This window comes from Caulobacter sp. GSs2 (assembly GCF_058680895.1).
Genome location: NZ_CM178725.1, coordinates 3,544,791 through 3,568,415, shown reverse-complemented (window position 1 = coordinate 3,568,415; position 23,625 = coordinate 3,544,791). Strand labels below are relative to the sequence as shown.

Here is a 23,625-nt window from a genome sequence, read left to right as displayed (position 1 = left end):
GTCCGACATCACGAATGCTTGCATTCATTCGTCAGAGGGGCCCGGCCCGCTCCACAGAGTTATGCAACCGCAAGGCCCATTCAAGAGGGGCAATCGAAAAAAATCCCGGCCGCAGGCCGTCCCGGCCAACCCTCGCTGATCGGAATACGGGATCCCCTACCCCGCCACGCTGACCGAATCGACCGCGACGATGTTGCGCACGCCGGCCAGGGCTTCCAGCAGCAAGGCTGGATGCAGCGGCTTGGCCAGGTGCAGGTCCGCGCCTGCCGCCTTGGCAGAGGCGATGTGCTCCTCCATGGCGTTGGCGGTCAACATGATGATCAGCACCGGCGGCAGGCCCTGCGCCACTTCGTGCGCCCGGATCGCGCGGGTGGCGGTCAAGCCGTCCATGACCGGCATCTGCATGTCCATCAGGATGGCGTCGAAGCTCTGGTTCATCACCTCCGCCAGGGCGGCTGCGCCGTCCTCGACCATGGTCAGATCGACGCCGAATGGTTCGAGCACCACCTCGACGACCTTGCGGTTGGTGGGATGGTCCTCAGCGACCAGCACGGTCAGGCCCTGCAGCGAAATCTCCTCCTGGCCCTCCCGACGCGCGTCCAGCGCCTCGCCTTGGCAAGGCGGAAGCGGCAACTCGACCGAGAAGGTGGCGCCCGATCCGACCACCGCCCGCGCGTCGATTCTACCGCCCATCATCTCGGCCAGGGCGGCCGAGATCGACAGCCCCAGCCCCGTGCCGCCAAACTGACGGGTAATCGACTGGTCGGCCTGGACGAAGCGCTTGAACAGCCGCTCGCGCACCGTGTCATCAAAGCCCACCCCGGTGTCGGCCACGGTGAAGACCAGTCGCTCATCCGGGCGCTCGACCGTCAGCACAATCGAGCCCTGCGCCGTGAACTTGACCGCATTGGCCAGCAGGTTGGAGAGGATCTGACTGATCCGCCCGGAGTCGCCCAGATAGCAGCCAGACGCCTCCGGCGCGATCGACCAGGAAAAGTCCAGACCCTTGGCCTGGGCGACGGCGGCGTGCAATTCGGCCATGCCGCGAACCAGGCGGTCCAGGTTGAAGGGCGCGGGGTTGAGATGGAACTGGCCGGCCTCGATCTTCGAGACATCCAGGATGTCGCCCAGCACCTGCTCCAGCAGTCGGCCCGATGAGGTGACCAGTTCGGCCAGCTCGCGACGGACCTGGGGATTTTCCTCCCCGACCAGGCGGTCGCCGATGGCGATGACGCCATTGAGCGGCGTGCGCAGCTCGTGACTCATATTGGCCAGGAAGACGGACTTGGCCCGGTTGGCGCGCTCCAGCTCGGCCGTCCGCTCGGCCACCCGGTCCTCGAGACTGCGGAGCAGCTCTTCATTGCCCTCGCGCTGCTGCCGCAGGGTGCGCGCCAGCTCGCCGATTTCATCCTGACGGGCCTCGACGCCAAGGGCCTGCTCGTGATCGCCCCCGCGCTCGGCCTTGGCCAGGACGTTGAGCGGCCAGGCCAGTTCGCGGCTGATCACCCGATACAGCAGCATCACCTGGACCATCACGCCCAGCACGCCAAACAGCAGCACCCAGGATGCGGTCTGGATCGAAGACAGCACCACGTCATTGGACGGGAAGGTCATCAGGAACCACCAGTTGGGCTCCTTTAACCGCCCATAGGCGACCACTCTGTCACTGCGCGCGTCGCGGATCGCGCCGATATCGCGGCCGGTCCCCCGAATCTGGCGCATCACCTCGCTGATGTGTTCCCGCGCCTCGAACTCGCGAAGGCGCGCAATCTCGACCACCCCGTTGCGCGCCAGGCCGGGTGCGGCGATCAGTTCACCGTCATTGGAGACGATCATATTGGTCCCGCCTGGCAGGGCGTCGCCGACGGCGCGCAGCAGATAGGAATCCAGGGACAGGGTGGTGCCCCAGGCCCCCATGAACCGGTCCTTGAAATAGACCGGGGTCACACAGGCTGCATTCAGGCCCCGGCTCTTGGGATCGGAGATCAGCCGGCGAAGCTTGGTGCACTTCATGGTCCGGCCAGGATTGTTGGCCGGCAGGGCAATCTGGGTCATCTCTTCCCCGGCAATATCCAGGGTCGGCGGCGCATTCTGGCGATAATAGATCAGCTTGTCGGGCCGCTTGGGGCCGAACATCACCATCCGCGTTTGCGGCGTCAGGAAATAGAAGTTGTCGTACTGGCCCATTTGGCTCTCGCCCGTATTGGCCACCACCTCCAGGGCCGAGACAAACAAGGCCTTTTCGTCGGGATCCATCTGGTCGGCCGCCTTCAGAAAGCCGCCGATACCATAGACGAAATGGGGTCCCGTCCGGCCGCCGTCATAAAGACCCGGCGCCGTGCGTCGAGTGCCGTCGCCATACGGCGGAAACAGGGTGTCAAACTCGGTCCTGGTCGCAGAGGAGTCGCGGTTTTCCAGGCGCTGGGTGAGGGCGAGGCTGGCGGCCTCGTGAACCTTGACGAGATTGGAAAACAGCCGGTCCTCGGTCTTCACCCGCTCGCCGACATATTCGGCCAAGTGCCGCATCTGGGTATCGGCGGCGCTCTTCTGCACAAACACAAAGGCCACGGCGGTCGCCACGCCCGTAACGGCGATCGACAGCACCGCGACGATCGCCAGCAGGCGCCGCGCCAGGGGCGAGGTCATTTCCGTTTTAGGCAGAAGGCTGCGCACGCCCGGTCAGTTCCTACCGATCTCCGCCAGAAGATCCTTGTTATCCATAAAGGCCCCGGTCTCCTAACAGCCCCTGAAGATACGCCATTCCACCGATCGGCTTTTCCCTTGCCGCGCAACAGTCTATAGCCAGCCCGTCCGCGCCCGCGACCTGGCCCTGTGCGCCAGATCGCCACAGTCGCGCCACCGCCGGAGGAAAGACCCCGCAATGGCCAAGATCAAAGTCGCCAACCCCGTCGTCGACATGGACGGTGACGAAATGACCCGGATTATCTGGAAGCTTATCAAGGACAAGCTGATCTTCCCGTATCTGGACCTGGAACTCGACTATTACGACCTGTCGGTCGAAAACCGCGACGCCACCGACGACCAGGTGACCATCGACGCCGCCGAGGCCACCAAGAAGCACGGCGTCGCCGTCAAGTGCGCCACCATCACCCCCGACGAGCAACGCGTCGAGGAATTCAAGCTCAAGAAGATGTGGAAGTCGCCAAATGGCACGATCCGCAACATCCTGGGCGGCGTGATCTTCCGCGAACCGATCATCTGCCAGAATGTGCCGCGCCTGGTGCCCGGCTGGACCCAGCCGATCATCGTCGGCCGTCACGCGTTCGGCGACCAGTACAAGGCCACCGACTTCCTGTTCCCCGGCAAGGGCACCCTGACGATGAAGTTCGTCGGCGAGGACGGCACGGTCATCGAGCACGAAGTGTACCAGGCCCCCGGCGCCGGCGTGGCCATGGGCATGTACAATCTCGACGCGTCGATCCGCGACTTCGCGCACGCCTCGTTCGCCTACGGCCTGGGCCGCGGCTATCCGGTCTATCTGTCGACCAAGAACACCATCCTCAAATACTATGATGGTCGCTTCAAGGACATCTTCCAGGAGATCTTCGACGCCGAATATGCCGAACAGTTCAAGGCCGCCGGCATCCACTACGAGCACCGCCTGATCGACGACATGGTGGCCTCGGCCCTCAAGTGGTCGGGCGGCTATGTCTGGGCGTGCAAGAACTACGACGGCGACGTGCAGTCCGACATCGTGGCCCAGGGCTTCGGCTCGCTGGGTCTGATGACCTCGGTGCTGATGACCCCGGACGGCAAGACGGTGGAAGCCGAGGCCGCCCACGGCACCGTGACCCGTCACTATCGCCAGCACCAGAAGGGCCAGAGCACCTCGACCAACTCGATCGCCTCGATCTTCGCCTGGACGCGTGGCCTGGCCCACCGCGCCAAGCTGGACGACAACGCCGAACTGGCCGCCTTCGCCCTGACCCTCGAAAAGGTCTGCGTCGACACCGTCGAAAGCGGCTTCATGACCAAGGACCTGGCCCTGCTGGTCGGCGACAAGCAGTCGTGGCTGACCACCGAGGGCTTCCTCGACAAGATCGACGAGAACCTGAAGAAGGCCATGGCGTAGGACTCATCCGCCCCCTCCGGGGGCGGACGGTCGCGAAGCGACCCGGTGGGGGCAAGTGGTCGAAAGACTCGCCCCCTCCGCGCTTCGCGCTCCTCCCCCTAGGGGGAAGAAGACAAGTCAGCGCCCTCCGGGAAACCGGGGGGCGTTTTCTTTGGTCGGCGCTTCGCTACTCTCCACCGCGATCGAGGGAGAATCACCAAATGAAGCGCGTCCTGTTGGCCACTGCGGCCGTCCTGGTTCTCTCCGCTCCGGCCCTGGCCCAGACATCCGCCCCCGCGCCCGAAGCGGCCGCCAAGGCTGAAAAGCCCAAATGGGACGTGCGCAATCCGCCGGCGGGCTACACCAAGGACCTCAAGCTGGACGTCACCGAAGGCTCCTGGATGTCGCTGGACGTCAGCCCCGACGGCCAGGAAATCGTCTTCGACCTGATGGGCGACCTCTATGTCCTGCCGATCAACGGCGGCGAGGCCCGGAACATCGCCAGCGGCATCTCCTGGGACATGCAGCCCAAATACTCGCCGGACGGCAAGTCGATCGCCTTCACCTCGGATCGCGGCGGCGGTGACAATCTGTGGGTCATGGACCGCGATGGCGGAAATCCCAAGGCGGTGTCCAGCGAGAGCTTCCGCCTGCTGTCCCAGCCCGACTGGAGCCCCGACGGCCAGTACATCGTCGGCCGCAAGCACTTCACCTCCAGCCGCTCGCTGGGGGCCGGCGAGATGTGGCTCTATCACCGCGCCGGCGGCAATGGCGTGCAGCTGACCGAGCGCCGCACCCAGCAGAAGGACTCAGGCGAGCCGGCCTTCTCGCCCGACGGCCGCTACCTCTATTTCAGCGACGACGTCACCGAAGGCGGGGTGTTCGAATACAGCAAGGACCCCAACACCGAGATCTACGCCATCCAGCGCCTCGACCGCGAGACCGGCGAGGTGAAGAAGTTCCTGGGCGGGCCCGGCGGCGCGATCCGCCCCACCCCCTCGCCCGACGGCAAGTCGCTGGCCTTCATCCGCCGCGTGCGTTTCCAGTCGACCCTGTATGTGATGGACATCGCCTCGGGCCGCGAGACCAAGGTCTATGACCAGCTCGACCGCGACATGCAGGAGACCTGGGCCATCCACGGGGTCTATCCGGCGATCAGCTGGACGCCGGACGGCGCGTCGCTGGTGGTCTGGGCCGGCGGCAAGATCCGCAGGATCGACGCCAAGAGCCACGCCGTCAGCGACATCCCCTTCCACGTCGCCGACACCCGCAAGGCCCGCGAGGCCGTGCGCTTCCCCGTCGAGGTCGCCCCCGAGCAGTTCGACGTCAAGATGATCCGCTGGGCCCGCACCTCGCCCAACGGCAAGACGGTGGTGTTCGAGGCCCTGGGCCATCTGTGGATCCGCGACCTGCCCGGCGGAACGCCGCGCCGCCTGACCAAGCAGAGCGACCATTTCGAGCTCTATCCGGCCTGGTCGCGCGACGGAAAGTCGATCGTCTACACCACCTGGAATGACGAGGACCTGGGCTCGATCCGGGTGATCCCGGCGACCGGCGGCGAGGGCCGCAAGGTCAACAAAAACCCCGGCCGCTTCGTCGAGCCGGTGTTCTCGCCGGACGGCAAGACCATCGTCTATCGCGCCTCGACCGACGGCGTGCTGCTCAGCACCCTGTGGACCCGCAATCCCGGCCTCTATCGGGTTGCAACGGCCGGCGGCGAGGCGACCCTGATCGCCGACAAGGGCGCCATGCCGCAGTTCGGCGCCGCCAATGACCGGGTCTATTTCAGCGGCCGCCAGGACAAGCTGGCCGCCCTGAAATCCGTCGACCTCAACGGTCACGAGCCCCGCACCCACCTGACCTCGGAATTTGCCTCGGAGTTCGCCGTCTCGCCCGACGAGGCCTGGGTGGCCTGGACCGAGCGCTTCAACGCCTATGTCGCGCCCTTCCCCAAGACCGGCCGCGCCGTCAGCGTCGCCACCGACGGCAAGGCCCTGCCCCAGACCCGGGTGACCCGCGACGCCGGCGACTGGATCCACTGGTCGGGCGACAGCGCCACCCTCAACTGGGCCCTGGGTCCGCAGCTCTACAGCCGCGGCCTGAAGGACAGTTTCAGCTTCGTCGAGGGCGCCCCCGCCGAACTGCCCAAGCCCGCCGAGACCGGCATCAACCTGGGCTTCAAACAGGCAGCCTTCAAGCCGGCCGGCAAGCTGGCCCTGACCGGCGCCCGCCTGGTCACCCTGAAGGGCGATGAAGTCATCGAGGACGGCGTCGTGGTGCTGGACGGCGCCCGCATCGCCGCCATCGGTCCCCGGGGGTCGGTCACGATCCCGGCGGACGCCAAGGTCATGGACCTGGCCGGCAAGACCATCACCCCGGGCCTGATCGACGCCCACTGGCACGGCTCGATGGGCTCGGACGAGATCATCCCGCAGCGCAGCTGGGTCAATTATGCGGCCCTGGCCTTCGGCGTCACCACGCTCCACGACCCGTCCAACGACACCAGCGAGATCTTCGCCCATTCCGAGCTGCAGAAGGCCGGCCAGGTCGTCGGCCCGCGGATCTTCTCGACCGGCGCGATCCTCTATGGGGCCACCACGCCCTTCACCGCCAAGGTCGACAGCCTGGACGACGCCCTCTCCAACCTGCGCCGCATGAAGGCGGTCGGGGCCTGGAGCGTAAAGAGCTACAACCAGCCCCGCCGCGACCAGCGCCAGCAGATCATCGAGGCCGCCAACCAGCTGGGCCTGATGGTCGTGCCCGAAGGCGGCTCGCTGTATCAGGCCAACATGTCGATGATCATCGACGGCCACACGACCATCGAACACTCGATCCCCCTGGAGCGTCTGTATGCTGACGTTCTTCAGCTCTGGCCCCAGACCAGGGTCGCCTACACCCCGACCTTGGTGGTGGCCTTCGGCGGCAATGCCGGCGACAACTACTGGTACCAGGCCACCAAGGTCTGGGACGATCCGCGCCTGCAGCAGTACGTCCCCCGCCGCCTGCTCGACAACCGGGCCCGCCGCCCGGTCCTGACCCCCGACAATGAACTCAACCACATCGCCGTCGCCCGCGAGGCGACCCGCCTCAACCGCCTGGGCGTCTCGGTGCAGATCGGGGCCCACGGCCAGCGCGAGGGCCTGGGGGCCCACTGGGAAATGTGGAGCTTCGTCCAGGGCGGCATGACCCCGCTGGAAGCCCTGCGCGCCGGCAGCCTGAACGGGGCCCGGGCCCTGGGTCTGGACAAGGACCTCGGCTCGCTGGAGCCGGGCAAGCTGGCCGACCTGGTGGTGTTCGACGCCAACCCCCTGACCGATATCCGCAACACCGCGACCATCGCCTACACCATCGCCAATGGCCGGGTGTTCGACAGCAAGATGAACGAAGCGGGAAAGCCGGCACGCCCGCCGTTCTGGTTCCAGAGCGGCGATGGCGAGGCGCTGAGCGTGGAGGCGACAAGCACGGAGTCGCACAGTCACGATCGCGACTAGGGGGCTTTCGACGGCAGCCAAGGCCGCTCTGCACGAGGCGGGCATCCGCCGCCCGGGGCGGCCTGGCCATTTGGGACCTTGCCATGCGGGGACCGGACGCGCAGGAGCAGGACACGTCCTGCTTCCGCGAGTGCTCTGATCATGCGCGCCATCCCAAGACCCTGGCTCTTCTTCGTTGCGGCGGCCCTGGTGGTTGCGCTGACGGCGTGGGTCCTGGTCTCGCGACGGCCGCAACAGGTTGCGGTCCTTGTGATCGAGCCCCGCACGATCGAACAGGCCCTGTCGGTGGTCGGTCGCGCCCGCCCGTCCGAGCTCATCCAGGTCTCCTCGCCCAATCCGGGCCAGGTCATCAGCCTGCTGCATGACGAGGGCGACCAGGTTCTGCCCGGTGACCCGATGGCGGTGATCCTGGCGTCCGTCGAACAGGCCCAGACGCAAGCCGACGCCGCCCGCGCCCGCGCCGCACGGGCCCAGGCCAAGGAAGCCCAGCTGGTCTATCAGCGAACCCGAACCCTGCATGAGCGCGGCTTTGCCGCCAAGGCGGCGCTGGACGCCGCAAAGGCCAGCCTTGAGACGGCGCAGGCCAATGTCGCCGCAGCGGATGCCGGCCTGCGGGCCTCGACCGAGCGCTCGCGGGAATTCACCATTCGCGCGCCCATGGCCGGCGTAGTGCTGGTTCGTCCGATCGATAATGGACAGGTCGTGGCTGCGGGCGCCCCGCTGTTTCAATTGGGCTCGGCCAGGGGCGTCGAGATCCGCGCCGAGGTCGAGGAAGCCTATGCCGATCGCCTGTCGGCGGGCCAGACGGCCCGCGCGGCCCTGTCAGGATCGCCCGGCATCTTTGCCGCCCGCGTGACCGAGGTCTCGCCCCGGGTTGATTCCAGCACCGGCGGCCGGACGGTTCGTCTGGCGGCTGAAGACAGCCAGACCCTGACCCCAGGTCGCTCGATCGACGTCACCATCGTCATTGACCAGCGCCAGGCCGCGATTGTCGTGCCGCGCAGCGCCGTCGTGGACGCCACGGCCGCGCCCAAGGTCTATGTCGTCAACGCCGCCAATCTGGTCGAGATCAGAAAGATCACCGTGGCGCGGTGGCCCTCCGTACAGGCCATCGTCGAAAGCGGATTGAAGGCCGGGGACCGCGTCGTCCTGGAACCGACCTCGACCAAGCCCGGCGCGCACATCGAGCCTGTGGCGGCCAAGGCGGGCGACTGAAGCCATGTTCGCCCTGAAAGTCGCCAGACGCTATCTGCTGTCAAACCCCTCGCAGACCCTGCTGCTGGTAGCGGGCGTCGCGATCGGGGTGACCGTCTTCGTCTTCATCACCGCCCTGATCGCCGGACTGGCGATCCTGCTGACCGAGCAGGTGACCGGCAAAAGCGCCCATGTCAGCCTGGAGCCGCCGACCCGCATTGCCCGGGTCCTGGCAGGACCAGACCTGCCGGTGGAATCCGTGGCTCTGGTCTCCACTTTTCAGCGCCAGCAGATCCGCAACTGGCCCATGGTGCTCGAACTCCTGCGGGCAGACCCCAGGGTGTCGGCGATCAGTCCCCAGATCACGGGAAGCGCCGTCCTGGTGAAAAGCGAGGCGGTCCGGTCCGTCTCGATCGTCGGCGTTGACCCGCAGGGGATCGACGCGATCTCGCCGATTTCGCCCAGCATCATCGACGGCGATGGCGATCTGGGCGCCGATGGCCTGCTGATCGGCGCGCGCCTGGCCGAAGACCTGGGCCTCAGTGCGGGCCAATCCATTCTGCTGCGGACCGAGCGCGGCGTCGAACGCCAGCTCACCATCAAGGGCGTCTTCCGGACGGGCCTGCAAAGCCTGGACGAGCGTGTGGCCTTCCTGTCGCTGCAAACGGCACGGCCCCTGTTCGTCCTGCCAGACGGGGTGACCAATATCGAAGTCAAACTGAAGGACCCCAATCAGGCGCGCGCCATGGCGCGGTTCCTGGCCGACGCCACGAGCCTGCGCGCAACACCCTGGCAGGAGAAGAACATCAGCCTCGAGAGCGCCCTGGTCGCCCAGGGCCGAACCGGCTCCATGATCCAGGCCTTTTCGCTGATCTCGATCATTATCGGCATAGCCAGCGCCCTTGTGCTGTCCGCCTATCGGCGTCGCAGCGAGGTCGGGATCATGCGCGCGTTCGGCGTGCCGGGAACCTTCATCCTGTGGGTCTTCCTGCTCCAGGGGCTGCTGATCGGCCTGGTGGGCGCCTTGCTGGGCTGCGCCACCGGCTATGGTCTCTGCATCTGGCTGCAAGGCATTACCAACGCCGCCGGCGACTCGGTCCTGCCGATCGCGCCCGAGCGGGGCGGCTATGCGGCGGCCCTGGTGCTGACCACGCTGGGGGCGGTGATCGCCTCGATCCTCCCGGCGCGCGCGGCCTCGAAGGTCGACCCGCTGGAGGCCATCCAGCAATGACCCGCGTGCTGGAAGCCCTGGGCATCGAAAAGGTGTTCAAGAACGGGGACGAAGAAACCCGGGTCTTGAACGGGATCGACCTGACCCTCGACAAGGGTGAGCTCGTGGCGCTGCTCGGGGCCTCGGGGTCGGGCAAGTCGACCCTGCTGTCGATCATCGGCCTGCTTTTGCGACCCACCGCCGGAAGCCTGACGATCAGCGGCGAACGGATCGACGATTTCTCCGAGCGGAAACGGGCCCTGTTTCGAAACCGTCGACTGGGATTTGTCTTCCAGTTCCACCATCTGCTGCCCGACTTTACGGCCATGGAGAACGTCGCCTTTCCCGCCGCGGCCCCGGCCGGCGGCATCTCGCGCGAGATGCGGGCGCGTGCGCGGGACCTGCTGACCCGGGTCGGGCTGGAGGACCGCATCGACTATCCCGCCACCCGGCTTTCCGGCGGTCAAAAGCAGCGCGTCGCCATCGCACGGGCCCTGATGAACCGTCCCGATCTGATCATCGCCGATGAGCCGACCGGCAATCTGGATCGCGAGTCGGCCGAACGGGTGCTGGCCCTGATGCGGGAAGTGAACCGGGAAGACGGGGCCACCTTCCTGATCTGCACCCATGACGAAGGCGTCGCAGCCAGATGTAGTCGCCAGCTCACCCTGCGGGACGGAAAGCTGGTCTCGAATGTCAGCCGCGAAATCGACGCCTGAACCGCAGCCCCGCCAGCAAGCATCGAACGGCCTGGACCGGGGCCTTCGAAATCGGTTCATCCACCCCCCTTCCCGCGCCTAACCCCCTGAAATCCCTGGCCCGGACCGCGCCAAGTCCCCCGAGATGCGCACCGCCGTATACTGTCTTCACCTCAGGGCGATGGGGAGGGCGCGCGGCCAGCGACCTTCGCGGCCTTGGGGTGTGGTCGAGCGGGACTGGGGTCGAGGGGGATACTCGACCGGTCCGGGGATCTGGTTGCTGGCCAGACCCGCCCGCCGTCGGCGTGGATGAGGACAGACGGGTGTGTTCATTAGTCATTTGCTTGGCTCGCCCGCCTCGACCGCTAGTCTGCTCGGGAAACCTGGCGGAATGGCTCCCGGTAAGGTCTGAACAGGGCCACCTGACGGGACGCTGACGGATAACGATCGCGCGGGGCGTCCGAGCTTCGTCGAAACGGTATTTCTACTTTCTCATCCGGGCGTGGCCCGGCGCCCCGCACCCTCCCCGATCTTCGCAGCGAAAGCGCGGGGCGGCGCAGCCGTGCCTCGCGCCTTGAAATGGAACACCCTCATGCCCAATCCCCGCCCCGCACGCCCGATCCGCCGCGAAGGGATGTGCCGCTCAAACCTGCGTCGCCAACGCAACAAGGCCTGGCTCCAGAGGCGACTGGTTGAAGAACTCCTCGGCGTCGCAGACCTGATCGAACTCAAGCGCGCCGAGGGCGCCGCCGAAATGGTGTGCGTCTATCAGGGCGGCGGGCCGCCCGCGGGTCCCCCCTGACGCGAAGACGCTTGCGACGATGGGGCGAATACCCCTTCTATGCCGCGTTAACCATTCTGGGGCGCTCCATGAGTTTGCAGAAGCGGATCTGGGACCTGATCGTCCTGGGCATCTTCGTGTTTGCGGCGACCTTCGCCTCGGCGCCCTGGTTCGCCTTCCGGGCTCTGAAGGCGGCGGCCCAGTATGAGGACGTGCAGGCGATCAGCGAGCTGGTCGACTTTCCGGCCGTGCGGCGCAGCCTGACCGGCCAGCTGGTCGAGGCCGCCCCTGTGGCCCCGGCCGAGCCGCCCTCGATCTGGCGTGACCCGCTGGGCGCCATGCGCCGGGCCATCGAGCCCATCGCCCCGCCCGAGCCCAAGGTCGATCGCTATCTGACCATAGCCGGCATCTCGGCCCTGACGCGGGGCTACGCGCCCGGCGCCGCGCCCGCCGGCCCGGCCCGGCCCGAAACCCTGACCGGCAAGCTGAAGGCCGTGGTCTCTGGCCCCTATCCGACCATTGCCTACTGGGATCCCAACCGCGTTCGCGTGGCGATGAAGCGGCCCGGCGACGCCAGGCGCGTGACGGTGTTCACCTTCCAGCGGCGCGAGCTGTTCACCTGGAAGCTGGTGCATATTCGCCTGCCGCGCGAGGAGCGCTAGGCTCAGGGCCGGCGCTGTCACCGAAGCGTCAAGCAAGGCTGGTAACCGCGCTGGGACCCCTTTGCTGGAACCCATCGCCATGATCCGTCTTGCTCGTCTGCCGCTGCTCGCCGCCGCCTCGCTGCTGGTCCTGACCTCGGCGGCCATGGCCCAGCCGACCGCCTATACCCGGCCCAACGTGGCGACCGCCGAGGGCGCGGTCACGATTGAACTGGGCGGCGTCAAGCGGATCAATCAGGGTCTGGTCGGGGCCGGGCGCCTGTCGGCCGCGCTGCGCGACTTCAACGGCGACACCCTGGGCTCGTTCTCGGCCATGGCGATCAGCGACTGGCGTCGTCTGGCCGACGGAACCTATGCCGGCAGCCTGACCACCCTGCCCGATCGCGGCCCCAACGGGGTGGGCACGGTCGTCGGCACCTCCGACTACGCCAACCGTCTGCACCGGTTCAGCTTCACCTTCGCACCCCATGTCGGAAGCGAGACCGTCGCGCCGGAGCAGATGAAGCTGACCCCGACCGGCGGCCTGCTCCTGAAGGACGCCAAGGGCCAGACCTTCACGGGCCTGGACCCCTCCGAACCCGCCGCCGCCGGCCGTATCAGCCTGGACAGCGAAGGCCTGGCCCTGACGGCTGACGGCGGCTTCTACGTCTCCGACGAATATGCGGCGGCCATCTATCGCTTCGACAAGGCCGGCGCGCTGCAGGGCGTGATCGCCCCCGTGGCGGCCGTGGCTCCGATGAACGGCGGCGCCCCCATGCTGACCGGCGCCAAGGCCCCGGAAACCGGCCGTCGCAACAATCAGGGCATCGAGGGCGTCAGCATCACGCCAAACGGCAAGCATCTCGCCGCCCTGCTGCAGAGCGCAACGGTGCAGGATTCGGCTTCCGGCAAGGACGCTGACCAGAGCCGCGCCAATACCCGACTGTTCCTGTACGACATCCGCAAGTCCGCCACCCCGGCCGCGCCGGTCGCCGAATATGTTCTCCAGCTGCCGGTGTTCCGCAACAAGGGCGACGGCGCTGCGCCCGACAAGACCGCCGCCCAGTCCGAGATCCTGGCGCTCAGCGACCACCAGTTCCTGGTCCTGGCCCGCGACGGCAACGGCCGCGGCGGCGGCGCGACCCGTCCGGCCGTCTATCGCAGCGTGCTGCTGATCGACACCACCGGCGCGACCAATATCGCGGGCACCGCCTATGAAACCTCGACCCAGCCGGTCGCGCCCAATGGCGTGCTCGAGGCTGGCATCGTGCCGGTGAAACAGGTGGAGCTGATCAATCTGATCCACCCGGCCCAAATGGCCCGCTTCGGCTTCAACCTCGACAACGCCGCGACCAACGCCTTCACCCTGCCCGAGAAGTTCGAGGCCCTGGCCCTGGTTCCGGCCCTGGATCCCAAGGCGCCGAACGACGCGTTCCTGTTCATCGGCTCGGACAACGACTTCCAGACCGCCACCGGCGTGGTCGGCGGCATCGCCTTCGACGCGGGGATCAAGGCCGCCGACGGCAGCGCGGCGGGCGACAATGACAATCTGGTCCTCGTCTATCGCCTGACCCTGCCGGGCTGGTCGGCCCCCGCCGGCAAGTGATAGAGCGAGGCGTCCTGCAACCGCCAGAGAGCGCCTCGTGATCGATCTCGTGCTCGGCGTCCTGTCGCGGGTGCTGCCGTTCTTCCTGCTGGTCGGCGCCGGCGTGGCCCTGGTACGGCTGCGCCTGCTGGACGAGGGGATGTCGCGGGGCCTGTCGGCCTATGTGTTCTGGATCGGCTTTCCAGCATTGCTGATCCATTCGCTGTCGCGGATCGGAACGCCGGGACCGGCCCTGGCCTGGGGGCTGGCGGCCTTCGCCGGGGCGGCGCTGCTGGTCATGGCCGGGCTGCTGGTGCTGGGCCTGGCGCTGGGCTGGACGCGCGAGGAACGGGCCGGCGCCGCCCTGGCCGGGTCGCTGGGCAACAGCGCCTTCCTGGGCCTGCCCATCGCCGCCGCCGTGCTAGGCCCCGAGGCCGCACGCCTCGCGGCCGGCGTTGTCGCGGTCGACTTCGTGATCGTCGCCGCGACCGGCATCGCCCTGCTGGGCTGGGCCGCCGGGCGCTCGATCCCGGGATCGGTGTGGCGCGCCCTGTCCAACCCGGTCGTCGTCGCCTCGCTGATCGGCGTCGGCATGGCGATCACGGGCCTGACCCTCCCGTCGCTGCTGGATCGCGCCGTGGCCGCCGCCGCCGTCTCGGGCAGCCCGGTGGCGCTGGTCGCCCTGGGCGCGGCCCTGGCCCTGCGCTCAACGGATGTGGAGGCGGTCCCACGCTCCGGCCCGGTAATGGCCGCCGCCGTCGCCAAGCTGCTGACCCTGCCCGTACTGACCTGGCTGGCCGTAGGCCTGACCGACGCGCCGACCGCCTTCCGGCTGGGGGCCACCCTGCTGGCCGCGACGCCGACGGCGGTCAATGTCTTCATCCAGACCCGGTCCCTGGGCGTCTTCGCGCGGGGCGCGGCGAGGACCGTGGCCCTGACTACGGCCCTGGCGGTCATCACCTTGTCGGCTGTAGCGATACTGCTGACACAGGGTGTCAGCTAGTTCCCCCTTCGTTCTCGACGAACAAGGTCCGCCTCGCTAGATTTCGACCAAGGAGGACTTGTTCATGATCAGCTATATCACCATCGGCGCCAGCGACATCGACCGGGCCGGGATCTTCTATGACGCCGTGCTGGGCGCGCTGGGCAGTCAGCGGCTGTGGAGACAGGGCGACTGGATCGGCTACGGGCCGGACCAGGACCACGCCACGGTGATGATCTGCAGCCCCGAGAATGGCCAACCCGCCAAGGCCGGCAACGGCATCATGGTGGGCCTGAAGGCCGAGACGCCGGAACAGGTCGACGCCTTCCATGCCGCCGCCATGGCCAACGGCGGAAGCTGCGAGGGCCCGCCCGGACCCCGCCCGGCCTATGGCGAGGGCTACTACCTGGCCTATGTCCGCGACCCGGACGGCAACAAGCTCTCGGCGTTCCTCAAGAGCTAACCGCCGTCCAGTCTGCGGGGATCAGCCCGCCAGGGCCGCCTTGATCGCGTCCAGGCCCGCCTGGGCTTTGGTCGCGTCAGGCGCGCCGCCCTGGGCGAAGTCGGCCTTGCCGCCCGCGCCCTGGCCGCCCATGGCCAGCACGGCGGCCTTGGCCAGCTCGGCGGCGCTGAACTTGCCAACGAGGTCAGCCGTGACTGCCACCGTCACGGCGGCCTTGCCGTCGCTGGTCCCGACCAGGGCCACGACGCCGCCATTCGTCAGCTGCTTCTTGAACTCCTCGGCCACGCCGCGCAGTTCCTTGCCGCCGACGCCGTCCAGCACCTTGGCGATCAGGGCCGTGCCGCCCACGTCTTCCGGACCGGAGGCCGCGCCGCCACCACCGCCCAGGGCCAGTTGCTTCTTGGCCTCGGCCAGTTGCTTCTCAAGCGACTTGCGCTCGGCGATCAGGGCCTCGACGCGGGCGCCGACCTCCAGGACCGGGGTCTTGAACTGGTCGGCCAGGGCCTTGGCGACGCCGGCCTGGTCCAGCAGGAAGCGACGGGCCGCCTCGCCGGTCAGGGCTTCGATGCGGCGAATGCCGGCCGCGACGCCCTGCTCCGAGACGATCTTGAACAGGGCGATGTCGCCAGTGCGGGCCACATGGGTGCCGCCGCACAGCTCGACCGAATAGGCCTTGCCGGTCTCAGTCAGCGACTTGCCCAGGGTCAGGACCCGGACGCTGTCGCCATATTTTTCGCCAAACAGCGCCACGGCCCCGGCCTCGATGGCCTCCTGCGGGGCCATCTCCTTGGTCTCGGCCGGGACGTTCTGACGGATGACCTCGTTGACCTCGGTCTCGATACGCTCGATCTCGTCCGGCGAGAGCGGGCCACCGTGGCTGAAGTCGAAGCGCATGCGCTCGCCATCCACCATCTGGCCCTTCTGGGCGACATGCGGACCCAGCACATGGTGCAGGGCGGCATGGACCAGGTGAGCGGCCGAGTGGTTGGAGCGGGTGGTGGTGCGGCGCGCGGCGTTCACCGAAGCGACGACGCTGTCGCCGACCTTCAGGTCGCCGGACAGCTCGACGCGATGCACATAGAGCTCGCCAGCCTGTTTCTGGGTGTCGAGCACGCGGCTTTCGCGGCCATTGGCCTCGATCACGCCGGTGTCGCCGGCCTGGCCGCCGCTTTCGGCGTAGAAGCTGGTGCGGTCCAGCAGCACCTCGACGCTCGTACCGGCCGAAGCGGCCTGCGCCTCGGCGCCGTCGACCAGGATCGCCTGCACCACGCCCGTGGTCTCGGTGTTGTCGTAGCCGACGAAGTCGGTCGGACCCGAGCGTTCCTTAATGCCGAACCAGGCGGCGGCCGCGCCGGTCTGGCCCGAGCCGGACCAGTTGGCGCGCGCCATGGTGCGCTGGCGATCCATGGCCACGTCAAAGCCGTCGGTGTCGACCTTGATGCCCCTGGCCCGCACGGCGTCCTGGGTCAGGTCCAGCGGGAAGCCGTAGGTATCGTAGAGCTTGAAGGCGACCTCGCCGTCCAGCACGCCACCCGACGACAGGTTGGCGGTGGCTTCGTCCAGCAGGCCCATGCCGCGACCCAGGGTGACACGGAAGCGCTCTTCCTCCTGGCGCAAGGTCTCGACGATCGAGGCCTCGGCGCGGCGCAGCTCGGGATAGGCCTGGCCCATCTCGGCCACCAGGGTCGGGGCCAGGCGGTGCATCAGGGGCTCGTTGGCGCCTAGCAGATAGGCGTGGCGCATGGCCCGGCGCATAATCCGGCGCAGGACATAGCCGCGACCTTCGTTCGACGGCGTGACGCCATCGGCCAGCAGGAACGAGGACGAGCGCAGATGGTCGGCGATCACCCGGTGCGACGGCGCCTGGACGCCTTCGGCCTTCACGCCGGTCAGCTCGACACTGGCGGCGATCAGGGCCTTGAAGACGTCGATGTCATAGTTGTCGTGCACGCCCTGCAGGACGGCGGCGACGCGCTCCAGACCCATGCCGGTATCGATCGAGGGCTTGGGCAGCGACAGGCGCTCGCCGCCGGCCAGCTGCTCGAACTGCATGAAGACCAGGTTCCAGATTTCGATGAAGCGATCGCCGTCCTCATCGGGACTGCCCGGAGGGCCACCAGGGATGTGGGCGCCGTGGTCGAAGAAGATCTCCGAGCAGGGACCGCACGGGCCGGTGTCGCCCATCGACCAGAAATTGTCGTTGGTGGCGATGCGGATGATGCGGCTGTCGTCCAACCCCGCGATCTTCTTCCAGAGATCGGCCGCCTCGGTGTCGGTGTGATAGACCGTGACCAGCAGCTTGTCCTTGGGCAGGGCGAAGTCGCGGGTCAGCAAGGTCCAGGCGTGGGTGATCGCCTGTTCCTTGAAGTAGTCGCCGAACGAGAAATTGCCCAGCATCTCGAAGAAGGTGTGGTGGCGGGCGGTGTAGCCGACATTGTCCAGGTCGTTGTGCTTGCCGCCGGCGCGGACGCACTTTTGCGAACTGACCGCGCGCGGATAGGCGGGCGTCTCGGCGCCGGTGAAGGCGTTCTTGAACGGCACCATTCCGGCATTGACGAACAGCAGGGTCGGATCGTTCTGCGGCACCAGCGGCGCCGACGGCGTGATCGCGTGATCGGCCTTGCCGAAATAGTCGAGGAAGGTTCCGCGGATCTCGTTCAGGCTGGGCATGGGCGTCTCAAGGATCTCGATAGAGTCCGGCTGTCCGGAGGTTGGCGCTGCATAGCGCGGTTTTCGGCGGAGTGGAAACCGCGTTGGATGTAGGGAGGCGGTGAGGCCGTCCAAAGGGCCATCGTGGCTTGCACTTTCCAGCTCAGGGCTGCCGCGCAGCCACCTTTCCCCTCCGGGGGATCGCCGCAGGCGTGGAGGACGCCAGTCTGGCGGGCATGGTTTCGCAACCTCACGCGAAATCTCGCTGAAGGGATGAAAGGGTCGCGGAGCGTCCGGACTGCGTCCGGATGAGAAAATGAATAACCGTTTCGACGAAGCCGAGCGCTCCGCGCGACCGTTTTCCGTCAGCGTCCCGGCGGGTGGCCCAGTTGGGGCCTTACCAGAACCCGGAAACCTCGGTTTCCCGAAGTCCCGAAGGTCGGGGGGCGTGGGGCCAATTCTGACCAACACTCGCCTTGATCCCCATCCACGCCGACGGCGGGCGGGTCCTGCAACGCCAGGATCCCCGGACGCGCTTCAGTATCCCGCTGAAGCCCAGTCCCGCTCGATCACCCCCCGCCGCCGCAATGGTCGCTGGCCTTGCGCCCTTTCCTCGCGACGAGGTGGGACAAGAATACGGGAGATTTCAGCGCGTCTGACTGGCGCGATCAACTATTTTACAAGCCGTTGATTGGGCGGGATTTTGTTCTGAAACGAACGGGGATTGAACACGGTCTATCCCCTCAAGTCCTCCCCCTGGCGGGGGAGGTGTCGGCCCCTTCGGGCCGACGGAGGGGGAAGTGCTGCTGACGCCTTGCGGTCTTCCCCCACCGGCCTCCGGCCGCCTCCCCCTTCAGGGGGAGGACTTGGGAGCGCGTCCCGCCCGCCCGCGCGCCTCGCTCCAAAACGAAGTCGGACGCCTGGCATGGGGTCCAGGCGTCCGGGGGATCGCGGCCTTCGCGGCGGGAGGCCACGGGCGTCAAGAGTGGCGGGATACGCCGTAGCCAAGCGAAGGTCGCGAAACCTGTCTGTCGTCTTTGAAGAAGCCGAAGGCCTATTCGTCGCCGTCCTCGGGACCGCCGACCAGCAGCTCTTCCTCGATCTTCTGGGAAGACTTGCGGACAGCCGCCTCGATCTCGTTGGCCAGATCCTTGTTGGCCTTCAGGAACTCGCGGACATTGTCGCGGCCCTGGCCGATGCGCTGGCTGTTATAGGAGAACCACGAGCCGGCCTTGTCGATCACCCCGGCCTTGACGCCCAGGTCGATGATCTCGCCCAGCTTGGAAATGCCCTCGCCGTACATGATGTCGAACTCGACCTCGCGGAACGGCGGGGCGACCTTGTTCTTGACGACCTTGACGCGGACATTGTTGCCGATGATCTCGTCGCGGTTCTTCACCGAGCCGGTGCGGCGGATATCCAGGCGCACCGAGGCGTAGAACTTCAGAGCGTTGCCGCCCGTGGTGGTCTCGGGGCTGCCGTACATCACGCCGATCTTGTGACGGATCTGGTTGATGAAGATGACGATGGTGTTGGTCTTGTTGATCGAGCCGGTCAGCTTGCGCAGCGCCTGGCTCATCAGGCGGGCCTGAAGACCGGGCAGGCTGTCGCCCATCTCGCCCTCGATTTCCGCCTTGGGGGTCAGGGCCGCGACCGAGTCGATGACCACCACGTCGACGGCGCCCGAACGCACCAGGGTGTCGGTGATTTCCAGGGCCTGTTCGCCGTTGTCGGGCTGCGAGACCAGCAGGTTGTCGAGATTGACGCCCAGCTTGAAGGCATAGCCCGGATCGAGCGCGTGTTCGGCGTCGACGAAGGCGGCGGTGCCGCCGGCCTTCTGGACCTCGGCCACCACGTGCAGGGCCAGGGTGGTCTTGCCCGAGCTTTCCGGACCGTAGATCTCGATCACCCGCCCCTTGGGCAGGCCGCCGATACCGAGCGCGATGTCGAGGCCGAGCGAGCCGGTGGAGACGGACTCCATCTCGACCTTGCCCTTTTCGCCCAGCTTCATCACCGAGCCCTTGCCGAACGCCCGGTCGATCTGCGCCAGCGCCGCTTCTAGAGCGCGCTGCTTGTCGCCGTCTTCCTTACCCACGAGTTTCAAAGCCGCCTGGTTCATTGGAGATGCGCCCTTATTCCATGATTCCACCCGGCCAAGCCGGGCTTCGCGTTTCACGCGCCCATTGATCGGTGGAACACTCAAAGTCGTACCGGCTTTGTTCCGTGTTCGCAAGATGTTCTTTTCGACATGTGCTCGTGTTCCAGTCCCCGGATCGGGGATGCGCGGCCCTTTGCCGCACGCCTTATCTCGATCGAGAAACACGTCCTTAAGGCCCGCGTGCGACGCTTTCGGTCGTATGGGGGAGCTGCGCCTTGTCGATTGATCCACGTCGCCTGCTTGGTCTGGCCTTCGCCAGCGCTGATCTGCTGGTCGAGATTCGCGAGGGGAAGATCTGCATGGCCCTGGGCGCGGCGCAGCGCATCGTGGGCCAGAGCGAAGCGGCGCTGACCGGCAAGACCTGGCGCGACCTGTTCGCCCCCTGCGACCAGCCCCTGATGGATGCGATCTTTGCCTGCGCCGATGACGGCGCGCGCAGAGGCCCCGTCGTGGTGAGCCTGGCCGGCCCGACGGAACGCCACGTCAGCGTGGTCATGCGGGCCCTGCCCGAGAACGGTGGCCGCCTGTCCTGCGCCTTGACCTCGAGCCAGGCGCCCAGCCCGCCGCTCACTCACGAAGGTCTGCATCCGCGCGAATCGTTCGAGGACATCGCCAAGGGACTGTTTGAGGCGGCCAGGGTGACCGGGATCGAACTGGAACTGGCCATGGTCGAGTTCGCCGGTCTGGGCGACCGGCGCGCCGCCCTGCCCAGCGCCGAAGTCGAGGTTCTGGACGCCCAGGTGGCCGGCGCGGTGCGCGCCGAGTCCCACGGCGGCTCGGCGGCGACGCGGCTGTCGGACGACCGTTTCGCCATTCTGCGCGCCAAGGACGAAAGCACCGATGGCCTGACCCGCCGTCTGAGCCAGGTGCTGGAGCTGGACGCCACAGCCCATGTGGTATCGCTTGAGGTCGGCACGGCGTCGGCCCGCGCCATGCGCGCCTTGCGCTACGCCCTCGACGACTTCCTGAGCGAAGGCCTGAAGGATGCTCCGCCGATGAGCCTGGCCGAGGCGATGAACCGCTCGGTCAAGCGCACCCTGGCGCGGGCCGGCGCCCTGGGCGTCGCCGTCAGCCAGCGCCGGTTCAATCTGGCCTACCAGCCTGTCGTCAATCTCACGACGGGGCTGGCCCATCACCACGAGGTGCTGGTGCGGTTCGAGGATAGCGCCAGCCCGTTCGCCCTGATCCGGATGGCCGAGGAATTCGACCTGATCGAGGAACTGGACAACGCCATCGTCGAACAGACCGTGCGTCGTCTGGCGCAGGACCGGTCGGGCGAGATGAAGCTGGCGGTCAATGTTTCGGGACGCACGATCGTCAACGAGAGCTTCGTCGACAATGTCTCTCGCACCCTGGCCAAGTTCGACCAGGCCAAGGGGCGGCTGATCTTCGAGATCACCGAGAGCGCGGCCATTGACGACCTGCCGCGGGCCAACCGCCACATCCAGGCGCTGCGCGGCATGGGATCGCTGGTCTGTCTGGACGACTTCGGCGCGGGAGCGGCCTCGTTCGCCTATCTGCAGGAACTCAGCCTCGACATCGTCAAGATCGACGGTCGCTATGTTCGGGAACTGGCCGGCAACGGCCGCGACGGCGTGATGGTGCGCCGACTGGTCGAGATGTGTCGCGACCTGAAGATCCGCACGGTCGCCGAGATGGTCGAGACGGTCGAGGTCGAGGACGTCGTGCGCAACGCCGGCGTCGACTTCGCCCAGGGCTGGCTGTTTGGCAGACCGGCGGACCAGCCGCTGCCGGCGCTGAAGCCGGCAGCGATAAAGCCCATAGCGCGGCGCGCCGGGGCGTCGGAGAGCTGGGGCTAGTCCCCTGCTCTCCTGCCCGTCCTACTTGCCGGCCTTCTTGGCGGCGATGTAGTCGTCGACCACAGATTCCAGCACGGTCAGCGGGGTCATGCCTGACAGCAGGCCCGCATCGTGGAACTGGCGGATGTCGAACTTGGCGCCCAGGGCCTTTTTCGCCTTCTCGCGCGCCCGCAGCCAGACGATCTTGCCGATCATGTAGCTGCAGGCTTGGCCCGGCCACACGCAGTAGCGTTCGATCTCGGTGACCGCGCCGCTTTCCTCGTCGCCCATGGTCTCGGCCATGTACTTGATGGCCTGCTCGCGGCTCCACTTCTTGTGGTGCATGCCGCTGTCGACCACCAGGCGCACGGCGCGGAACAGGGCGTCGTGCAGCATGCCGATGTGGCCGCGCGGGTCGGTCTTGTAGATGCCCATCTCGACGGCCAGCTGTTCGGAGTAAAGCGCCCAGCCCTCGGCATAGCCCGAGAAGCCGATCACCTTGCGGATCAGCGGCAGGCCTTGCGCCTCGTTCGACAGGGTCAGCTGAAGATGGTGGCCCGGGACGCCTTCGTGCACCGTCAGGGTGGTCAGGGTGTACTTGGCCTGTTCCTTGGTGTCGCGCAGGTTGATCCAGTAGATGCCCGGGCGCTTGCCGTCGAGCGAGGGCGAATTGTAGTAGCCGCCCGGCGCGCCGGCCTCGATGGCCTTGGGCACGCGGCGGATCTCCAGCGGGGCCTTGGGCAGTTGGCCGAAATAGGCGGGCAGCTGCTTTTCGATCCACTTGGCCTTGACGTTAAGGTCAGCAATCAGCTGCTCCTTGGCCGCGTCGGTGTTCTCGTAGATGTCCTTGCCCAGCTCGGCCATGCGCTCGCCGACCGTGCCCTTGGACATGCCCATGGACTTGAAGATCTTGTCGGCCTGGATCTCGATCGACTTGACCATGTCCAGACCCAGCTGGTGGATCTCGTCAGGGGTCAGGGTCGCGGTCGTATAGTTCTTCAGCGAGGTGGCGTAGTAGTCGCCGCCGTCCTTCAGGCGCCAGACGCCGGCGTCGTGAGTGGCCTTGGGCCGCACGCTTTCCAGCAGGGCGATCTGGCGCTTCAGGGCGGGCAGGACCGAGTTCAGATAGACCTTGGTCGCCTCGCCGGCCCAGTCGCCCTCGATCTTCTTTTCAGCGGTGCGGCGCACGATCGACTTGATAAGCGGAGCCTCGGCCAGCGGCGTGTCGGCGAAGGACTTCATCTGGATGAGCGCCTTGTCGATCACGAAGTCCGGCGGGATCACGCCGTCGGCATAGTCGCGCTTGGCGATGATGGTTTCCTGATCCATCAGGCGGGCGAAGCCCTCCATCCGCGACAGATAGGCGTCGGCGTCAGCCTTGGTCTCGATGGCGTGCTGGGTGTCGAGGAAGTCGGGCATCTGCTGATAGCTGCCCGTCAGCTGGCTCAGCACATAGGGGGCGCCCGAGCCACCGCCGGCATAGGTGAACTTGCTGCCCTCGTCCTGCACCGCCAGGGTGAACTCGACGGTGTCGTAGTTGATCGCGTCCATGCCCGACATCGACTTGCGGTCGATGGCGCGCAGGGACTTGAGCATCTGGCGGTTCTGCTCGGCGCTGGCGGCGATGGCTTCGAACGAACGGTCGCTGAGCAGGCCCTTGGTCCAGGCCAGGTCGCCCTTGTCCAGACCCAGGCCCGTGGCCAGCTCCGGCGACTGACGCAGCAGCTTGGCCATGGCGTCGTCGAACAGGGCGTTCATCTTGGCCGCTTCGCCATTGGCGGGCGCGGCGCCTTGAGCGAAGACGAGCGACGGCGCCGAGGCGGCGAAGCCGGCCGCGACGGTGGAGAACAGCATCTGACGACGGTTTTGCAAGGCGAGACCCCTAAAGAACGTTTTGTTGGG

At 67.1% G+C, this 23,625-nt stretch carries 16 protein-coding genes; 12 read left to right on the top strand and 4 right to left on the bottom strand.

All coding sequences use genetic code 11. The features are described from left to right. Window positions 1-156: 156 nt before the first annotated feature. A complete protein-coding gene (locus ACW17Z_RS17240) occupies window positions 157-2,646 on the bottom strand; it encodes an ATP-binding protein (RefSeq protein ID WP_492056900.1) in 2,490 nt (829 codons plus the stop codon). 235 nt (window positions 2,647-2,881) lie between these two features. Between ACW17Z_RS17240 and ACW17Z_RS17235 the strand changes: the two genes are divergently transcribed. The 11 genes from ACW17Z_RS17235 (at window position 2,882) to ACW17Z_RS17185 (ending at window position 15,117) form a co-directional block, all read left to right on the top strand. Further along, a complete protein-coding gene (locus ACW17Z_RS17235; RefSeq protein ID WP_492056899.1) occupies window positions 2,882-4,093 on the top strand; it encodes an NADP-dependent isocitrate dehydrogenase in 1,212 nt (403 codons plus the stop codon). A 200-nt stretch (window positions 4,094-4,293) separates the two neighbouring features. Then, window positions 4,294-7,563, top strand: a complete 3,270-nt coding sequence (locus ACW17Z_RS17230) for an amidohydrolase family protein (protein ID WP_492056898.1) — start codon at window positions 4,294-4,296, stop codon at window positions 7,561-7,563. Between the two features lie 141 nt (window positions 7,564-7,704). After that, on the top strand, window positions 7,705-8,778 hold the full coding sequence (locus ACW17Z_RS17225) for an efflux RND transporter periplasmic adaptor subunit (protein WP_492056897.1): 1,074 nt from the start codon (window positions 7,705-7,707) through the stop codon (window positions 8,776-8,778). A 4-nt stretch (window positions 8,779-8,782) separates the two neighbouring features. Then, window positions 8,783-9,988, top strand: a complete 1,206-nt coding sequence (locus ACW17Z_RS17220) for an ABC transporter permease (protein ID WP_492056896.1) — start codon at window positions 8,783-8,785, stop codon at window positions 9,986-9,988. Next, the gene (locus tag ACW17Z_RS17215; RefSeq protein WP_492056895.1) at window positions 9,985-10,686 is read left to right on the top strand and encodes an ABC transporter ATP-binding protein; all 702 of its coding nucleotides are present in this window, start codon (window positions 9,985-9,987) and stop codon (window positions 10,684-10,686) included. The genes ACW17Z_RS17220 and ACW17Z_RS17215 overlap by 4 nt, the downstream gene beginning before the upstream one ends. A 138-nt stretch (window positions 10,687-10,824) precedes the next feature. Next, window positions 10,825-11,001, top strand: a complete 177-nt coding sequence (locus ACW17Z_RS17210) for a hypothetical protein (protein WP_492058551.1) — start codon at window positions 10,825-10,827, stop codon at window positions 10,999-11,001. 256 nt (window positions 11,002-11,257) lie between these two features. After that, entirely contained in the window at window positions 11,258-11,467 is a 210-nt protein-coding gene (locus ACW17Z_RS17205; protein ID WP_492056894.1) for a hypothetical protein, read from the top strand. 68 nt (window positions 11,468-11,535) lie between these two features. Then, window positions 11,536-12,108, top strand: a complete 573-nt coding sequence (locus ACW17Z_RS17200; RefSeq protein ID WP_419320848.1) for a DUF2939 domain-containing protein — start codon at window positions 11,536-11,538, stop codon at window positions 12,106-12,108. Window positions 12,109-12,187: 79 nt separating this feature from the next. After that, entirely contained in the window at window positions 12,188-13,693 is a 1,506-nt protein-coding gene (locus ACW17Z_RS17195) for an esterase-like activity of phytase family protein (RefSeq protein ID WP_492056893.1), read from the top strand. A gap of 37 nt (window positions 13,694-13,730) precedes the next feature. Next, the gene (locus ACW17Z_RS17190) at window positions 13,731-14,675 is read left to right on the top strand and encodes an AEC family transporter (RefSeq protein WP_492056892.1); all 945 of its coding nucleotides are present in this window, start codon (window positions 13,731-13,733) and stop codon (window positions 14,673-14,675) included. A 64-nt stretch (window positions 14,676-14,739) separates the two neighbouring features. Continuing rightward, the gene (locus ACW17Z_RS17185; protein WP_419320844.1) at window positions 14,740-15,117 is read left to right on the top strand and encodes a VOC family protein; all 378 of its coding nucleotides are present in this window, start codon (window positions 14,740-14,742) and stop codon (window positions 15,115-15,117) included. Window positions 15,118-15,138: 21 nt separating this feature from the next. On the opposite strand, the gene alaS is transcribed toward ACW17Z_RS17185, so the two are convergent. Both alaS and recA read right to left on the bottom strand, forming a co-directional pair. Then, the gene (gene alaS / locus ACW17Z_RS17180) at window positions 15,139-17,787 is read right to left on the bottom strand and encodes an alanine--tRNA ligase (protein WP_492056891.1); all 2,649 of its coding nucleotides are present in this window, start codon (window positions 17,785-17,787) and stop codon (window positions 15,139-15,141) included. Between the two features lie 1,033 nt (window positions 17,788-18,820). Next, window positions 18,821-19,885: a recombinase RecA gene (gene recA, locus ACW17Z_RS17175; protein ID WP_419251958.1), complete on the bottom strand. Its 1,065-nt coding sequence runs from the start codon at window positions 19,883-19,885 to the stop codon at window positions 18,821-18,823. A gap of 254 nt (window positions 19,886-20,139) precedes the next feature. On the opposite strand from recA, the gene ACW17Z_RS17170 reads away from it, so the two are divergent. Beyond that, the gene (locus tag ACW17Z_RS17170) at window positions 20,140-21,744 is read left to right on the top strand and encodes an EAL domain-containing protein (protein ID WP_419320838.1); all 1,605 of its coding nucleotides are present in this window, start codon (window positions 20,140-20,142) and stop codon (window positions 21,742-21,744) included. A 21-nt stretch (window positions 21,745-21,765) separates the two neighbouring features. Here ACW17Z_RS17170 and ACW17Z_RS17165 read toward each other — a convergent pair whose 3' ends face one another. Continuing rightward, entirely contained in the window at window positions 21,766-23,577 is a 1,812-nt protein-coding gene (locus ACW17Z_RS17165; RefSeq protein ID WP_492058550.1) for a DUF885 domain-containing protein, read from the bottom strand. Window positions 23,578-23,625: the final 48 nt, after the last annotated feature.

Coding starts and splice junctions, on each gene's coding strand:
- ACW17Z_RS17235 (WP_492056899.1), top strand. CDS start 2,882: ATGGCCAAGATCAAAGTCGCCAACCCCGTCGTCGACATGGACGGTGAC.
- ACW17Z_RS17205 (WP_492056894.1), top strand. CDS start 11,258: ATGCCCAATCCCCGCCCCGCACGCCCGATCCGCCGCGAAGGGATGTGC.
- recA (WP_419251958.1), bottom strand. CDS start 19,885: ATGAACCAGGCGGCTTTGAAACTCGTGGGTAAGGAAGACGGCGACAAG.
- ACW17Z_RS17195 (WP_492056893.1), top strand. CDS start 12,188: ATGATCCGTCTTGCTCGTCTGCCGCTGCTCGCCGCCGCCTCGCTGCTG.
- ACW17Z_RS17220 (WP_492056896.1), top strand. CDS start 8,783: ATGTTCGCCCTGAAAGTCGCCAGACGCTATCTGCTGTCAAACCCCTCG.
- alaS (WP_492056891.1), bottom strand. CDS start 17,787: ATGCCCAGCCTGAACGAGATCCGCGGAACCTTCCTCGACTATTTCGGC.
- ACW17Z_RS17215 (WP_492056895.1), top strand. CDS start 9,985: ATGACCCGCGTGCTGGAAGCCCTGGGCATCGAAAAGGTGTTCAAGAAC.
- ACW17Z_RS17225 (WP_492056897.1), top strand. CDS start 7,705: ATGCGCGCCATCCCAAGACCCTGGCTCTTCTTCGTTGCGGCGGCCCTG.
- ACW17Z_RS17185 (WP_419320844.1), top strand. CDS start 14,740: ATGATCAGCTATATCACCATCGGCGCCAGCGACATCGACCGGGCCGGG.
- ACW17Z_RS17230 (WP_492056898.1), top strand. CDS start 4,294: ATGAAGCGCGTCCTGTTGGCCACTGCGGCCGTCCTGGTTCTCTCCGCT.
- ACW17Z_RS17165 (WP_492058550.1), bottom strand. CDS start 23,577: ATGCTGTTCTCCACCGTCGCGGCCGGCTTCGCCGCCTCGGCGCCGTCG.
- ACW17Z_RS17200 (WP_419320848.1), top strand. CDS start 11,536: ATGAGTTTGCAGAAGCGGATCTGGGACCTGATCGTCCTGGGCATCTTC.
- ACW17Z_RS17240 (WP_492056900.1), bottom strand. CDS start 2,646: ATGACCTCGCCCCTGGCGCGGCGCCTGCTGGCGATCGTCGCGGTGCTG.